This window comes from Pseudomonas sp. FP597, assembly GCF_030687435.1.
Taxonomy (GTDB): Bacteria; Pseudomonadota; Gammaproteobacteria; order Pseudomonadales; family Pseudomonadaceae; genus Aquipseudomonas; species Aquipseudomonas lactucae.
Window position 1 is genome coordinate 3,124,541 of sequence record NZ_CP117432.1, and the last position, 15,289, is coordinate 3,139,829.

Annotated in this window: 9 protein-coding genes; 6 read left to right on the forward strand and 3 right to left on the reverse strand. The window is 61.2% G+C overall.

Annotated features, from left to right (window positions below; all coding sequences use genetic code 11):
• The 3 genes from PSH66_RS14525 to PSH66_RS14535 form a co-directional block, all read right to left on the reverse strand.
• The gene (locus tag PSH66_RS14525) at nt 1-4,827 is read right to left on the reverse strand and encodes an RHS repeat-associated core domain-containing protein (RefSeq protein ID WP_305429484.1); all 4,827 of its coding nucleotides are present in this window, start codon (nt 4,825-4,827) and stop codon (nt 1-3) included.
• 110 nt (nt 4,828-4,937) lie between these two features.
• Complete coding sequence (locus PSH66_RS14530; protein WP_305429485.1) at nt 4,938-8,021, reverse strand: efflux RND transporter permease subunit; 3,084 nt, start codon at nt 8,019-8,021, stop codon at nt 4,938-4,940.
• A 2-nt stretch (nt 8,022-8,023) separates the two neighbouring features.
• Complete coding sequence (locus tag PSH66_RS14535) at nt 8,024-9,130, reverse strand: efflux RND transporter periplasmic adaptor subunit (protein WP_305429487.1); 1,107 nt, start codon at nt 9,128-9,130, stop codon at nt 8,024-8,026.
• Between the two features lie 100 nt (nt 9,131-9,230).
• On the opposite strand from PSH66_RS14535, the gene PSH66_RS14540 reads away from it, so the two are divergent.
• From PSH66_RS14540 to PSH66_RS14565, 6 genes are all read left to right on the forward strand, one after another.
• Nucleotides 9,231-10,439 carry a Bcr/CflA family efflux MFS transporter gene (locus PSH66_RS14540; protein ID WP_305429488.1) on the forward strand — a complete coding sequence of 403 codons (1,209 nt, stop codon included), beginning with the start codon at nt 9,231-9,233 and terminating at the stop codon, nt 10,437-10,439.
• A gap of 100 nt (nt 10,440-10,539) precedes the next feature.
• The gene (locus tag PSH66_RS14545; RefSeq protein ID WP_305429489.1) at nt 10,540-11,406 is read left to right on the forward strand and encodes a pirin family protein; all 867 of its coding nucleotides are present in this window, start codon (nt 10,540-10,542) and stop codon (nt 11,404-11,406) included.
• A gap of 210 nt (nt 11,407-11,616) precedes the next feature.
• Nucleotides 11,617-13,062 carry a mechanosensitive ion channel family protein gene (locus PSH66_RS14550; RefSeq protein ID WP_003173726.1) on the forward strand — a complete coding sequence of 482 codons (1,446 nt, stop codon included), beginning with the start codon at nt 11,617-11,619 and terminating at the stop codon, nt 13,060-13,062.
• Nucleotides 13,063-13,143: 81 nt separating this feature from the next.
• Nucleotides 13,144-13,758: an LpxA family transferase gene (locus tag PSH66_RS14555; protein ID WP_305429491.1), complete on the forward strand. Its 615-nt coding sequence runs from the start codon at nt 13,144-13,146 to the stop codon at nt 13,756-13,758.
• Nucleotides 13,759-13,853: 95 nt separating this feature from the next.
• Entirely contained in the window at nt 13,854-14,372 is a 519-nt protein-coding gene (locus tag PSH66_RS14560; protein WP_305429493.1) for a sigma-70 family RNA polymerase sigma factor, read from the forward strand.
• Complete coding sequence (locus PSH66_RS14565; protein ID WP_003173729.1) at nt 14,369-15,289, forward strand: FecR domain-containing protein; 921 nt, start codon at nt 14,369-14,371, stop codon at nt 15,287-15,289. Before PSH66_RS14560 ends, PSH66_RS14565 begins: the two co-directional genes overlap by 4 nt.

Here is a 15,289-nt window from a genome sequence, read left to right on the forward strand (position 1 = left end):
TCAAAATTCCGTATAGGCGGTAATCGGGTTTCCGTCTGTATCTAGTATTACTATGGCTTTTCTTTGTTTTCCATATACCAGCGTGTCTTTTTTATAGCCTTCTCCGATTATTTTTCCCATATCCATCGGTTCGCGAGATGTTTCAAGGTTGGTGCGTCGAAATATAAGCTTGGCACGATAGATGGCGTTTAGCTGGTCCCTGTGGCTTAGATATCGAGTGGCCGCACTAGGTATCTTTAGCTGCCCAGCTCTACGCCCTCCAACGTATCTTTCAATTTCTCCAGTGGTTGGATTCTTGGCTGTCTGCACCCTCTCAAGTTGGGATTGACGAGTTGTCTGTGCCCCGTGTTTTTCCAAAAAGTGTGCTCTTGGGATTACCTGTTCAATCTCTTCCAAGCGTCTGTAAGCGTTTGCCTCTGCAAGCTCATCAATCCTTGTCTGTCGCTCCGCACGTGTCAGTTGCGGTAAAGCGGGTTCTCCATGATCAACGCTTGGCGTTGTGGGGGGAGCGGTTTTTCCAGGTTTGCACCCATCCCCACCTGGACAGGAATTTAACCCTAGCGGATCTACCCATCCAGTAGGATTGGGCACGTATTGATACGTGTTGATCCCACCCGCCAGCTTCACCGGGTCCGGCGTCAGGTAACGACCAATGTCTGGATTGTAGTAGCGATGGCGGTTGTAGTGCAGCCCGCTTTCCGGATCGAGGTACTGGCCTTGGAAACGCAGCGGGTTGTCAATTTTTCCGATGTCGAGGCGGCTAATTTGACCGTAGGCGCGGTAGTGGGCGGACCAGACCATTTCTCCGTCTGGGGCGGTCAGCTCCTGGGGTGTGCCGAGGTGGTCGAGTTGGTAGTGGTAGGGTTTTGTTTCGTCTGGGCCGAAGCCTTCCAGCAGCGCCAACGGCCGGAAGCTGTCCGGTTCATAGAGATAGCTGCGATGCCGATCCGCGTGATGCTCGGCGATCAGCTTGTCGCCTTGCCAGAAAAATTCAGTGGTGATGTCGTTGACGGTTTTGCTGATGCGCCGCCCGAAAGGGTCATAACGGTAGCTGGCGGTTTGGCCGTTGGGTTGCGTAATACCGATCAGGCGGTGCTGGCAGTCGTAGCGGTACTCGGTAACGAGTTGATGCCCTTTGCCACGCCGTTCGCGGATCAGGTTACCGAAGGCGTCATAGTCGTAATGCCGGTCGCCCTGAATCATCAGGCGGTTGCCGGCCACGATGTCGGGTCCGGGGCGGTCTTGCATGAGCAGGTTGCTGGCGGGGGTGTGGGCGAAGCGTTCTTGCTGGTCTTGCGAGTGATCGGCGCGGATCAGGCGGTTGAGTGAGTCGTAGCGGTAGTGGTGTTCGCCTTTGCGGGTGTCGTTGAGGCGGGTGAGGTTGCCGGATGGGTCGTAGTCGTAGTGGCGTTGGTAGAAGTAGTTTTCCTGCTGGGTGATGGTGTGAGCGTGCAGGCGGTGCTGGTCGTCGTAGTGGTAGTGGCTGAGCAGTTGGCCTTGTTGGCGTTGGTGTTCCTGGCCGGCTTTGAAGAGGTGCGAGGTCAGCGTTTCGCCATTCAACTCAACTGTCGCCAAATGACCACCTTTGGCGTGGTTGAACACCAGTCGGTTGTTGTCTGGCAGGCGTAGATGTTGAAGTTGGCCGCAGGCGTCATAGCCATAGCGCAGGGTGCCCCAGCCCTGATGTTCGGCGGTGAGGCGATTTTGAGCGTCGTATTCGTAGGCCAGTGCCCAGTGGCCGTCGTCGACGCTGAGAAGGTTGCCCTGGCGGTCGTAGGTGTAATCGACTGTGTTGCCGTCGGGCAGGGTTTTTCGTACGAGGCGGCCGGCGTGATCGCGCTGGTAAACGGTAACTAGCTGACGACCGTCGTCGCCGTGTTCGGTTTTTTCCCGTAGGTTGCCGTTGAGGTCGTAGACGTAGGCGGTGCGCTGGCCGTCGAAGCCGATTTCCTGCTGGATCAGGCCGTTGGGGTGGTAGTCCAGTCGGTAGGTTTCGCCGATTTCGTTTTCGATGTCGGTCAGCAGCAGTCGAGCGTTGTCATAGCGGTACTTGACCTGGCTGCCATCGGCGTTGATGCGGCGGCTGATCAGGTGCAGGCCGTCGGCGTATTCGTAGCGGGTAACGTGGCCGAGTTCATCGCGTTCGGCGGTGATTTTTCCGTAGGGGTTGTAGCTGTATTCCCGCGTGGCACCGCCGGGGAGTACGACGCGAATTAGCCGACCAACGCTGTCCCATTGGTATTGGGTCAGCGCGTCCTGTTCATCCTCGCGGGCAATCTGGCGGCCTAAGTCATCGTAGCGATAGCGCTTGATGCCACCATTGGGCAGTTGTTCTTCCAGCAACTGGCCGCGTTCATTCCACACCAGGCGATGACAGCTGTGATCGGGATACCAAACCCCAATCAACTGCCCATATTTGTTGTAGCTGTAGTCCGTTACTTGGCCGTCGGGATCGGTCCTACGCGTCACATCGCCCTGATCGTTACGCTCGTACTTCCAGACGGCCTCCCCACGTCTTACAACCCGTACGAAGCCATTGTCATGCTCGTAGGATGTTGGTTCGTCGTCCCCTGGAAACAACGCCACCAAACGTCCGGCGTCGTTGTACTGATACGCCGTCACCGCCCCCAGCGGATCCTGCTCGACCGTCAGCCGGCCTTTAGCGTCGTAGGATTTAAAATGCTGGGCACCGTCAGGATCGATGCGCTGCACCAACCGCGCCCGGTCATCGTGGACATACACTTCCTGACTGCCGTCGGCGTTATGCACGACAACATGGCCGTCATCACCCCAGACATACCGCGTATCCATCTGCGAAAAACTGGCCCAGTGCCGAACACAGCGCGCCGCCTTGCCAGAGCGTTCCCATTCCCAAAAGAAACTCGCCCCACCGGCCAGTGCACGCTCCAGAATGACGTGTTGCTTGTCGTACCGATAAACCTCGCTTTCACCTACCGCATTGGTCGCCGAAACGAGTCGGCCCAAGTCGTCATAGGCGTAGGAAACGACGCTCTGCTCAGTGATCCATTCGTAAGGCTCATACCCCTTGGCCCGCTGAACCTGGTAATCCACCGCCACAATGCGGTCCAGCTCATAACGCAAACACAACGAGCGACCCACACCGTTATCCAGCCGCTCAATGCGTCCCAAAAAGTCTCGGGCAATTCGCAGCCGGTTGTCATACGCATCACTGATCGAGAACAGCACGCCGTTGCGAAAGTGATAAAACCGCGACGCCTGAGCCAGCACTAACTCATCCGGCGAAGACCCCAAATAGATCGCCGCTTCAGCCAGGCTATTGGTGATCGCCGGTCGCGCATCACTAGGCAGCGGAAACTCAGTCGAACGGTTTTCATGGTCGGTCCACACCACCGAATCGCCTGAAACGACCAACCGCTGCGCCAGCGAATGACTCCAGCCAAACCCGAGCCCAACATCCACCTCGACCGCACTGGTGCGATACAACCGCGTCCACTCAAACGGCAAAATTCCGTCTAGAACACCATCAGTCAGGGTGAGCAATTCCTCCCCGGTCACCATCGACACCGGGCAACCGTTGGTAACGGTCTTATCCGCCGAAGCCGCCGCATCCCCCTTGGGATTCGTAGCCACGACCGGCACATCGTCGACATGTTCCTGCCGAACCAACACCGTCTTCTGGGACTTGTTACGAACCGCCGGCACTGCGTTGGAAATCAGCTGATCCCCAACCTTCAACGGTGCAACCGACACAGCCTTGATCGGCACCGCCGCACTGCCCAGCAGCAATGGTTTAGCCGCCTCTGCATGCATCTCCAGCTTGGGTCCCACCAACTGGTCGGCGAGCATTTCCAGCCATTTGCGCACCCGTCCGGATTTGATGTGTCCCAACACTTGAACGCCGAGGCGAATCTGCACGCCCATGCCCCGAGTCGCCCGGATCAGGAGCAGCGCAATCAACACCTCACCGGTGATTTCACCGAGCACTTCGTACATCTCAGGCGGCGGCAGCAGGCGTATCCAACTGACCATCGCCGCCAGGTAGATGAACAGCAACGGCTCATCACTAAGCACCAGCAAACCGTTGGCAATCGCGTCGCTGCCGAGCGCCAGCAGCTCATCGAGTTCGGCCTGGGAGATGTACGCCAACAACTTTTCGCTGTTGGCCTTGAGATCCGATAGCAGCTCATACAACTGCGTGACGTTGTCCCACAGGTTGTAGAGGGCTTTGGCCAATCCGCTTGAAAACGCCAAGCCTTGCATCGCGCTGCGTTCGAACGGCCTGGCTTTGGCAAAATCCTTCCATTGGGCTTTATAGGTTTTCTTCCAATCGTCACGCAGACGGTCTTCCAAATCCGCGATCACCGACTGATAAGCCGCATACAGCGCCTTGACGTGATCCCTGGAAACGTTGGGATAAAAAGTGATTTGGTATTTCTGGTCGCGGGTACATTCCTGGATTTCAAGAATGCCGCTGGAGTCGATGGTTCGATGAATCGGCGCACCTACAGGGCTGCCATTGGAAGCAATCGCTTGCAGCATCACCGGCGTATTGCCGATAGGCACGAAACGGGTGCTTTCGAACATGTGCACCAAGGTCATCGTCCCCTGGGCATCACATTTGGCGACGACAGCGCTGGGTTTTCTGGAAGAAACCGGCGCGATCAACGCAACTTCTTCGCCGACTTTGAAGACCTGCTCCACCTCAAGCGTCGAGCCACTCCAGAAGCTTTCGGCCCAGTCATCAAAGGTATTGAGGCACACCCGGAAATCACGCAAGACGCCTTCGACGTCCGGCGCCTTGGCGTTCATGGGAGACAGGACAAACTTGCCTATGACCGGAATCAAGACACGGCCCCATCAACCAGGGCCATCACGAAACAAACCATCTGCACTCCCTCGCACTGTGTATTCAGGCGAGGGACTTTGCAGAGGTTCTCAGGGCGGGGGAGTAGAGCTTATCCGGCGGTTATGTGGGAGGTTTCGACAACTTTTGTCTTCTCCCGCCCCAGCACCAGACTGCACAGCGCCGGCAGGAACAATAGCGTCAACACCGTGCCCACCAGCACGCCGCCAATCAGCACGAACGCGAGCGACGACCAGAACACCGACAACGTCAACGGGATAAACGCCAACGCCGCCGCCAGCGCGGTCAAGATCACCGGCCGTGCACGCCGTACCGTGGCTTCAATGATGGCCTCGCGGATCGCCATGCCGAGGTCCTGGTTCTGGCGGATCTGGTCGGTAAAAATCAGCGTGTTACGCATCAGAATGCCGCCGATACCGATCAACCCCAGGATCGCGTTGAATCCGAACGGCTGGTTGAACAGCAACAAGGTCGGCACCGCGCCGATCAAGCCCAGTGGCGCGGTGGCGAAGACCATGAACATCACACCGAAGGAGCGTACCTGGAACATGATCACCGTGAGGGTCAGCAGGATCATGATCGGGAACAGCGCCGCCAGGGCCACGTTGGCCTTGGCGCTTTCTTCCACCGGGCCGCCGATGTCGATCTGGTAGCCGGCGGGTAGTGTGGCGATCAGGGGTTGCAGGTCTTTGTACACGGCCATTTCCACGTCGGGCGGTTGCACGCCGTCGATGATATCGGCGCGTACTTCCACGGTGCTCGCGCGGTTGCGGCGCTTGAGGATCGGTTCTTCCATTACCGCCTGGAAATGCCCGACCTGGGCCAGCGGTACGGAAGTGCCGGCGCTGTTGGTCAGGGTCATGTTATTGAGGTTGCCGAGGTTCTCGCGTTGGCTGCCCTGGGCGCGGGCGACCACGGAGACGGTGCGGTTGCCTTCGCGCACTTCGGTGATGGGGTTGCCGCTGAGCAAGGCGTTGAGCTGGGACTTGACCTCGTCGGGCGTGAATCCGAGCAGACGCAGGCGGTCCTGGTCCAGCACCAGGCGATAGCCGCTGGTGCGCTCGCCCCAGTCGAGGAAGGCATCCTTGGTCAGTGTGTTGGCGGCGACCACTTTGCGCACCTCTTCGGACAGGCCGCGCAACACTTCCACATTCGGGCCGGACACACGGAATACCACCGGGAACGGCACCGGCGGGCCGAACAGCAATTGCGTCACACGCACCCGTGCCGCCGGAAATTCACCGGCGGCGATACGCTCGCGCATGCGCAGCTTAAGGGCGTCGCGGGCGTGGGAATCGGGGGTTTGCACGATCAGTTTGGCGAAGGCGGGGTCGGGCAGTTCGGGGTTCAGCGACAGGAAAAAGCGCGGAGCACCGCCGCCGACATAGGTATCGACCATCGAGGTTTGCGGCTCCTGCAGCAGGGCTTTCTCCAGCTGCGCGGCCACCGCCTCGGTGCTTTTGAAGGCGCTGCCGGGTGGCATGTACACCTCAAGGATCAGTTCGGAACGGTCGGAGTTGGGGAAGAACTGCTTTTTCACCACGCCCATGCCCAGCCCGCACAACACAAATGCCGCCACCACCAGGCCGGTCACCAGCCAGCGTTGGCGCACGCAGGCCTCTACCAGGCCGCGTAGTTTTTGGTAGTAACGCCCGGCGTAGATCGCGTCGTGGCCACCGGGCACCGGTTTGATCTGCGGCAGTAACTTCACACCCAGATACGGTGTGAACACCACGGCCACCAGCCAGGATGAGATCAGTGCAAAGCCGACGATCCAGAAGATATTCCCCGCATATTCCCCGGCGCCCGACCGTGCAAAACCCACTGGCAGAAAGCCGATGATCGTCACCAGCGTACCGGTCAGCATCGGCGCGGCGGTGGAACTCCAGGCGAAGGTGGCGGCGTGAATCCGGTCGAAACCTTCTTCGAGTTTCACCACCATCATCTCAATGGCGATGATGGCGTCGTCCACCAGCAAACCCAGGGAAATGATCAGCGCGCCGAGGGTGATGCGGTCGAACTCGCGGCCGGTCATCAGCATGATCACAAACACGATGGACAAGGTCAGCGGCACCGCAGCCGCCACCACCAGCCCCACGCGAAAGCCCAGGGCCAACAGGCTGATGAGCATCACCACCGCCAGGGCGACGAAGAATTTGAGCATGAATTCATTCACCGCCAGGCTGATGTTCTTGGCCTGGTCGGAGACTTTGGCGAAGTTCACGCCCAAGGGCAGGTCGGCCTGGATCCTGGCTTCCTCGGCCTTGAGGCTTTTGTCCAGCTCCAGGCCGTTCCAGTGTTTCTCCATGATCACGCCGAGCATCAGCGCCGGGTCGCCCTGGTGGCGGATGCGGTAGCTGGGCGGGTCTTCATAGCCACGGCTCACGCTGGCCACGTCGGCGATGCGCAGCACGCGGCCGTTGACGACCAGCGGCACGTTTTCTATCAGCGCGAGGCTGTCGAAGGCCCCATCGATACGGATATACGCACGGGCACCAGCGGTTTCCACAAAGCCCGACGGCGCCACCGCATTCTGCGCGGCGAGGGCGGCGAAGATCTGGTCGGGCTTGATGCCCAGGGTTGCCAGGCGCTCGTAGGAGAACTCGACGAAGATGCGCTGCGCCTGTTCACCGAGGATATTGACCTTCTTCACCCCCGGCAGGTTGAGCAGGCCCTGGCGCAAGTCCTCGGCCATTTGCACTTGTTGGCGATGGGGCAGGTGTTCGGCTTCCAGGGCATACAGCGCGAAGTACACGTCCGAATATTCATCGTTGAAGAATGGCCCGATCACGCCCCTGGGCAGTCGCGCCGCTTCATCACTGAGCTTTTTGCGGGTCTGGTAGAACAGGTCCTGGATCTCGCCGGGGCGCGTGGACTCCTTGAAGGTCATGCGCATCGACACAAAACCCGGCTGGGCGATGGTCTCGACACGGTCGTAGTAGTCCAATTCCTGCAAGCGTTTTTCCAGGCGATCGGCCACTTGTTCCTGCATTTCCTGGGCGGTAGCGCCGGGCCAGGCGGCGGTGACGGTCATCACCTTGACGGTGAAGGACGGGTCTTCAGCGCGCCCCAGTTTGCCGAACGCGAAAATCCCGGCGGCGATGATCGCAATGATCAAAAACAAGGTGACCGCGCGGTGCTTGACCGCCAGTTCAGAGAGGTTGATGCCGCGCATGATCATTGGTCCTGTTTGCGGTTGAGGGCCAGTGCCTGGGCGGGCAGCAGGCGCACCGCATCACCGTTGTGCAGCAAATGCGCGCCGAGGGCGACCACGGTCGCGCCGGGGCTCACGCCGCTGTCGAGCAGGGCGTCTTCCTGGCCGAGGCTGGCGACCTTGACCGGTGCGAAGCTGACCTTATTGTCGGCACCGATCAGCCAGACACCGGTGCCTTGCCCCGCGTCATGCAAGGCCCCGATGGGCACGCTGGTCTGTTGGGCCTGGCCGTCGCCTTGCAGGCGTACGGTGATGGTTGAACCGAGGGCAAACCGCACAACGTCGCCGTGCAACACATAGCGCGCGCGGTAAGTGCGGGTGATCGGGTCGGCACTGGCGGACAACTCGCGCAGCGTCGCGCTGACCGCCTGATCGGCGCCGCCGAAGGGGAACGCCAGGGCTTTTTGCGAGGCGCGGTCGCGTTGGTTTTCCGGCAGGTTGACGATGGCCTCGCGAGCACCGTCATGGGCCAGCCGCGCGACGATTTGCCCTTCGGCGACCACTTGGCCGCGATCCACCCGCACATCGGTGATGATGCCGTCGCCCTCAGCCTTGAGCACTGAGTAAGTGCGGCGGTTTTCGATCTGGCTGGCGTCCGATTGCGCCGCGGCCAGTTCCGCTTCGGCGACGCGCAGGTTGGTCGCTGACTGGTCGAAGATCTGCCGCGATACGGCGCCAGTACTGGCCAGGCGCTGGTAGCGGTTTTCATCGTCGCGGCGTTGACGCAGTTGGGCCTGGGCGGCGTTGACGCGGTTCCTGGCCGAGCGCAGGGCCAGTTCGAAGTCGCCGATGTCCAGCACCAGCAGGGTGTCGCCCCGGGACACATGTTGGCCGGGATCGACCTTGCGTTCGATGACCTTACCGCTGACGCGGAAACCCAGGTCGCTTTCGGTACGGGCCGCGACCACCCCGGTGTAGGCACTTTGCTGGCTACCGGCCGCTTGAACATGGGCGGCAAGTACCGGGCGCGGCTGCGACGCTTGGGCGGCGGTATCGGCCTTGCTGTTACAGCCGCTGAGAATGGTCAGTAAGGCCAGGGGCGTGAGAAGACGCAGAGGAAGAGTGGGCATGGCGGACTCCGGGGTAACCATCGGGCAAAAAATTATGGACATAATTTTTTACGCATATTATGGTCGAAATATAAATTAATCCAGCCCCCGGATGATCCCCATGTCTAACGCCCCGGCGCCCTCGCGAAACCTGCTGTTTTTGTTGGTGGCCCTGACGGCGCTCGGTGAAGTCTCGACCCAATTGATCATCCCCGGTCTTGGCGCCATCGAGCAGGCGCTGGTGGCGCCGCCGGGTTCGGCGCTGATGGCGTTGTCGGCGTTTGTCGCGGCCTTTGGCCTGGGTCAGTTGTTGTTCGGGCCGCTGTCGGACCGCATCGGTCGCCGTCCGGTATTGCTCGGCGGGTTGGTGCTGTATGTGTTGGCAACCCTGTCGATGCTGCTGGTCAGCGATATTCATCAGTTCATTGCGGCCCGCGTGCTGCAAGGCCTGGGCGCCTGCGCGGCGCTGGTGTTGGCGCGCACGGTGGTGCGCGATGTGTGGAAGGCCGAAGCGGGGCCGGCCCTGGCGTTGACCATGATCGGCATGCTGTATGCCATCGTCGTCGCGCCAATGGTCGGCGGCCTGTTGATCAAGCTGGTGGGATGGCGCGCGCCGATCATGCTTGGGCTGGCGATCGGTAGCGCGGTGTTGCTGCTGGCGCTGTTGTTTTTTCGAGAAAGCAATCACTACCCGGACCCCAAGGCCGGCCACTGGCGCACCCTGGGCGGGCAGTATCTGGATGTGCTCAAGGGCCGCCCATACCGCGCGTTCGCTGTAGCCCTGGCATGCACCTACGGCGCGATGTTTGCGGTGATCGCCGGGTCATCGGCGGTGTTTATCAACCTGTTGGGCTTCAATAGCCTGGAATACGGCATCAACTTTGGCTTGATCGTGTCGATGTTGATCGTGGGGTCCACCTACACACGGCGCAACATCATGCGCCTGGGGCCGCAGCGGATTGTGGCAATGGGCGTGACATTGGTGGCGCTGGGGGGCGTGTCGGCGGCGCTGATCTACGGGGTGTTCGGCCTGTCGGTGCTGGGGCTGGATATCCCGATTGCCGTGGCGACGCTCGGCGGTGGGTTGGTGTTGCCAGGTTCAGTGACCGGTGCGGTCATGCCCAACGCGCACCGCGCCGGCTTGGCGGCGGGCTTGATGGGCTTTGCGCAGATGTTCGGCGCCACCTGCAGCGGGCTGTTGTTGAGCCACCTGCGCGACGGCAGTGCCACGCCGATGATCATGATCCAGGCCGGGTTTGCGGTGATGGCCTTCGTTGCGTTCCAGTTGTTGCGTGAACGGCGCGGGGCGCTGGCCTCAGTGGTGGGATAAACGGGTAGTTCGTTCCATGAGTGGGACAGTCAAGGCTGTTTGTGCCGTCTAGCGCCAAATTGGTGTCGTCTATAAGGTATATGCACTTTGGAGGACTACCATGAAAAAACTCATCGGCATCTACACCAGCCCCCGCGCTCATTGGGTAGGCGACGGCTTTCCGGTGCGCACGCTGTTTTCCTACGACAACCTGGGCAAGCACATCAGCCCCTTCTTGCTGCTGGACCACGCCGGTCCGGCCAATTTCACTCCGACCGACCAACGCCGCGGCGTCGGCCAGCACCCCCATCGAGGGTTTGAAACCGTGACCATCGTCTACGACGGTGAAGTCGAGCACCGCGATTCCACCGGCGCCGGCGGCACGATCGGCCCTGGCGATGTGCAATGGATGACGGCCGCCAAAGGCATTCTCCACGAAGAATTCCACTCCGCAGCCTTCGCGCGTAAAGGCGGCGCATTGGAGATGGTGCAACTGTGGGTCAATCTGCCGGCCAAGGACAAAATGGCCGAGGCCGGCTACCAGACGATTGTCGACGGTGATATTCCTGTGCTGGCGCTGGCCAATGGCGCCGGGAGCCTGCGCTTGATCACCGGGGAATTCGCCGGGGTCAAAGGACCCGCGCGCACTTTCACGCCAATCGACGTGTGGGACATGCGCCTCAACGCCGACAAGCCTGTCACGCTGGACCTGCACGCCGGGCGCAACACCGCCCTGGTGATCCTGCGCGGCACTGTGATGGTCAACGGCGAAGAAGTGGCACGCCAGGGGCAACTGGCATTGTTCGAGCGTGACGGCACGCAACTGATGCTGGAGTCCAAGGATGACGCCATGGTGCTGCTGCTCAGCGGCGAGCCGATTGACGAACCTATCGTCGGGCATGGGCCGTTCGTGATGAATACCGAACAGGAAATTCACCAGGCGTTTGCGGATTTCCAGTCGGGCAAGTTCGGGCGGATGCACAGTTAAGAAGACTCGCCATATCAATCGTGGGTTTGCTCGCGAACGCCTTGCGTGTAGCAGCTGCCGAGCCTTGGCGAGGCTCGGCAGCTGCTACGGATTACCTATCTCGCGAGCAAGTCGAATCGTCGCACCGCCGCGCCTATATTTTGTTCTGCGCTATACCCGACAGCTTCATTTCATGCGATCTTCACCGCCATTCGCTCTGGAGCCGCCTGGATGCCCTCATTTATCTCCGATCACCCGATGCTCTGCGCCCTGGCGCTGGTCCTCATCGACATCGCTGTGTGGCGCCTCATTTCCCCCACGCTCGCCAACTGGAAACTCGCCGCACGCCTGGTGATCTTTGCGGTGTTCAGCGCCGTGCTGTTCAACGACGGCATGAACCCCATGCTGGTGCCGCCCTATGCCGACAATACCGCACTGCACATGGCGGCGACCGCGCTGCAGATCGGTTGGTGGCTGTTTGCGGCGCGCACGCTCACGGTGTTGCTTGGCGCACTGATGGTGCAGCGAGTGGGGCACACCGGGCGGCTGCTGCAGGACCTGATCGGTGCGGTGATTTTCCTGATTGCGATCATCGCCGCGCTGGCCTATGTGCTCGACCTGCCGGTCAAGGGGGTGCTTGCCACATCGGGCGCGGTGGCGATCATCGTCGGCCTGGCGTTGCAAAGCACCCTGAGCGACGTGTTTTCCGGGATCGTGCTCAACACCACCAAGCCTTATCAGCTCGATGACTGGATCTCCATCGACGGTACCGAAGGTCGGGTCACCGATATCGATTGGCGCGCCACGCGCCTGCAGACCTCCCAGGGCAGCATGGCGGTGATCCCCAATTCCCTGGCGGCCAAGGCCAAGATCATCAACTTTTCGCGCCCGGCGGATATGTTCGGCCTGTCGGTGAGCCTGCAGGTCAGCCCCCATGCGCGCCCGCAAACCGTGATCGAAGCCCTGGAGCGCGCCATGCAGGGGTGCCGGCCGTTATTGGCCAAACCGGCGCCGAGCGTGGCATTCAAGACATCAGCCAGTGGCGGCGTGGAATATGAAATCAGTGGGTTCGTGCCCGCCATGCCGCTCAAGCGCGAAGTGCGCAACCAGCTGTATGACCTGGCCTTCCGGCATCTGCAAGCGGCGGGCGTGAGCCTGTTGTCGGCGGTCGAAAGCGCCACACCGGTAGCGACTTCACGGGCACGGGCGCTGCTGGACAGCTCGTCGATCTTCTCCACCCTGCGCCAGGAAGAGAAGGAAACCTTCAGCCAGAACATGACCCTGCACTCCTACCGTGCCGGCGAGATGATCCTGCCGGCGGGGGAGGTCAGCGATCACTTGTTTATCGTTGAGTCCGGTGTGGTCTCGGTGATGCTGATCAAAGGCGGGCACGCGTTCGAAGCCGGGCGCATGGGGCCGGGCGAGGTGATCGGCGAGGCGGGGATTCTGACGGAGCAGGCGACCCTGGCGGACTTTACCGCCAAGACGTTCTGCACGCTGTACCGCATCGAGAAAGAATACCTGACACCGTGCCTGGACGCGCGTAAAGACATCGGCGATGCGATGAAAAACCTGCTGGATTTCCGCCTGCACGCCGCGCAGGCCCTGACCCAGGAGGCGCCGGTCGCGCCGGTCAAGAAAGGCTTCCTGCAGTGGTTGCGCAAGCGCGGCCTCTGAGCGCCGCGGCGAGACAGGGTACTCATGCGCGTTTGATCATGCTAGCGTTTCGAACTTCTCTGTGTGTTCGAGGGTTCAGCATTGATCCGACTCACCGACTACATCGCCAGTATCGACCAATCCCCCTTGCGGCCTTGGGCCGACCTGGCGCCCTGGGCGCTGGTCACGCAGGCGCCTGCCATCGTTCGCCAATTGCTGACCGAACTGCCGGCCGACGAGTACGTCATCCAGGATGAAATCGCCATCCACCACAGCGCCATCGTCGAGGCGGGGGCCTTGCTCAAGCCGCCCCTGATCATCGGCGCCCAGTGTTTTATTGCCAGCGGTGCACTGTTGCGCGGCGGTTGCTGGGTGGATGCGCACTGCATTATCGGTCCGGGTGCCGAGTTGAAAACCACCTTTATGTTCAGTGGCAGCAAACTGGCGCACTTCAATTTTGTCGGTGATTCAGTGCTCGGCCATGGCATCAACCTGGAGGCCGGCAGCATCGTTGCCAACTACCGTAACGAGCGTGTGGACAAGGAAGTGCTGGTGCGGGTGGGCGGGCAGTTGCAACGCACGGGGTGCGACAAGTTCGGCGCGTTACTGGGCGATCAGTGCCGGATTGGTGCCAATGCGGTGCTCGCGCCGGGAGCGGTATTGGTTCCGGCCAGTGTTGTGGGACGTGGGCAGGTGTTTGACGCTGAGACCTCCTGATAAACGCAGCGTTGAAAAGAGCATGGTGCAACGGCACGATATTAAATAGAATGAATCTCATTTGAGACTCACTCGCGCCGCGCAGGTTGCTTGCCATGAATGATGCTGTTGTCCCGACGCACGCCCCTGAACTGACGCTATCGAGTCTGTACCGTGACCACCGCAGTTGGCTCGAAAGCTGGCTGCGCCGGCGGCTGGGCAACGCCTGGGATGCAGCGGACCTGAGCCAGGACACGTTCCTGCGCGTCCTGGCCAGTGCCCAGCCGATCGCGCAGGTACAGGAGCCGCGGGCTTATCTTGTGACGGTGGGCAAGCGCCTGCTGGTCAATTTCCATCAACGGCGCAGCCTGGAACAGGCTTACCTGAACGCCTTGACCCAGTTGCCCGAAGCCTGTGTGCCGTCCCCCGAACAGCGTTGGCTGGTGCTTGAGACCCTGCAAGCGCTGGATGAGTTGCTCGATGGTTTGCCGGTGTTGGTGCGCCGAGCGTTTTTGTGGAGCCAACTGGAAGGCCTGGGGTATCGCGAGATTGCCGAACGCCTTGAGGTGTCCGAGCGCACAGTCAAGCGCTACATGGCCCAGGCCTATGAGCACTGTTTGCGGGTGCTGCTGTGAGCCGCGACGTTGCGCGCGCCGCCGCGCAATGGCTGGCGCTGCTGGAATCCGGCGCCGCCACCGAGCGTGATCACGCGGCGTTGCAGCACTGGCGCGACAGCCATCCGCAGCATGAGCACACCTGGCAAAGGGCCCAATCCCTGCGCCAGCGTTTCAACGAGTTACCCCAAGCACTGGCGATGGCCAGCCTCGACCGCCCGCAACCGGGGCGACGGGCCGTGCTCAAGCGGGCGTTGGGGGTTGCCGCCTTGCTGCCGACGGCCTGGTTGATCAGCCGCCAATTGCCCATCGACACCTGGCGCGCCGACCTGCACACCGCCACCGGCGAGCGCAAGCGCCTGCCACTGGCCGACGGCGCCAGCCTGCAACTCAATACCGCCACGGCCGTGGACGTGGATATGGCGCAGCGGCGTATCACCCTGGTCGAGGGCGAACTGGCGCTGAATGTCGCCGGCGCGGCGGCGATGACACTGCGCACCCGCTATGGCCAGCTGCGGGTCAGCCAGGCGCAGGTGTGCGTGCGCCAACTGGCGGCGGGCTGCCTGGTGTCGGTGCTCAAGGGGGCCGTGCAGGTACAGGATTTGAGTGGCAACAGCTCGACCTTGCAGGGCGGCCAGCAAGCGCCGCTCAAGGCCAGCGGACTCGGTGCCTGGGTGCCGTTCGATGTACTGCAACTGGGTTGGCGTGACGGAGTGCTGACTGCACAGAATCAACCGCTGGGAGATTTTCTGCGCGAGCTTGCGCGCTATCGCCCCGGCGTGCTGCGCTGGGAGCCTGGTCTTGAAACCTTGCGGGTCACCGGCAGTTTTCGCCTGGATGACACCGACCGCGTTCTTGACCTGTTGGCCTCGACACTGGACTTGGAAGTGCAGGCACGCACGCGGTATTGGGTGAGCTTGCGCAAGAAACTGGCGTGA

Coding starts and splice junctions, on each gene's coding strand:
- PSH66_RS14530 (WP_305429485.1), bottom strand. CDS start 8,021: ATGCGCGGCATCAACCTCTCTGAACTGGCGGTCAAGCACCGCGCGGTC.
- PSH66_RS14535 (WP_305429487.1), bottom strand. CDS start 9,130: ATGCCCACTCTTCCTCTGCGTCTTCTCACGCCCCTGGCCTTACTGACC.
- PSH66_RS14540 (WP_305429488.1), top strand. CDS start 9,231: ATGTCTAACGCCCCGGCGCCCTCGCGAAACCTGCTGTTTTTGTTGGTG.
- PSH66_RS14545 (WP_305429489.1), top strand. CDS start 10,540: ATGAAAAAACTCATCGGCATCTACACCAGCCCCCGCGCTCATTGGGTA.
- PSH66_RS14550 (WP_003173726.1), top strand. CDS start 11,617: ATGCCCTCATTTATCTCCGATCACCCGATGCTCTGCGCCCTGGCGCTG.
- PSH66_RS14560 (WP_305429493.1), top strand. CDS start 13,854: ATGAATGATGCTGTTGTCCCGACGCACGCCCCTGAACTGACGCTATCG.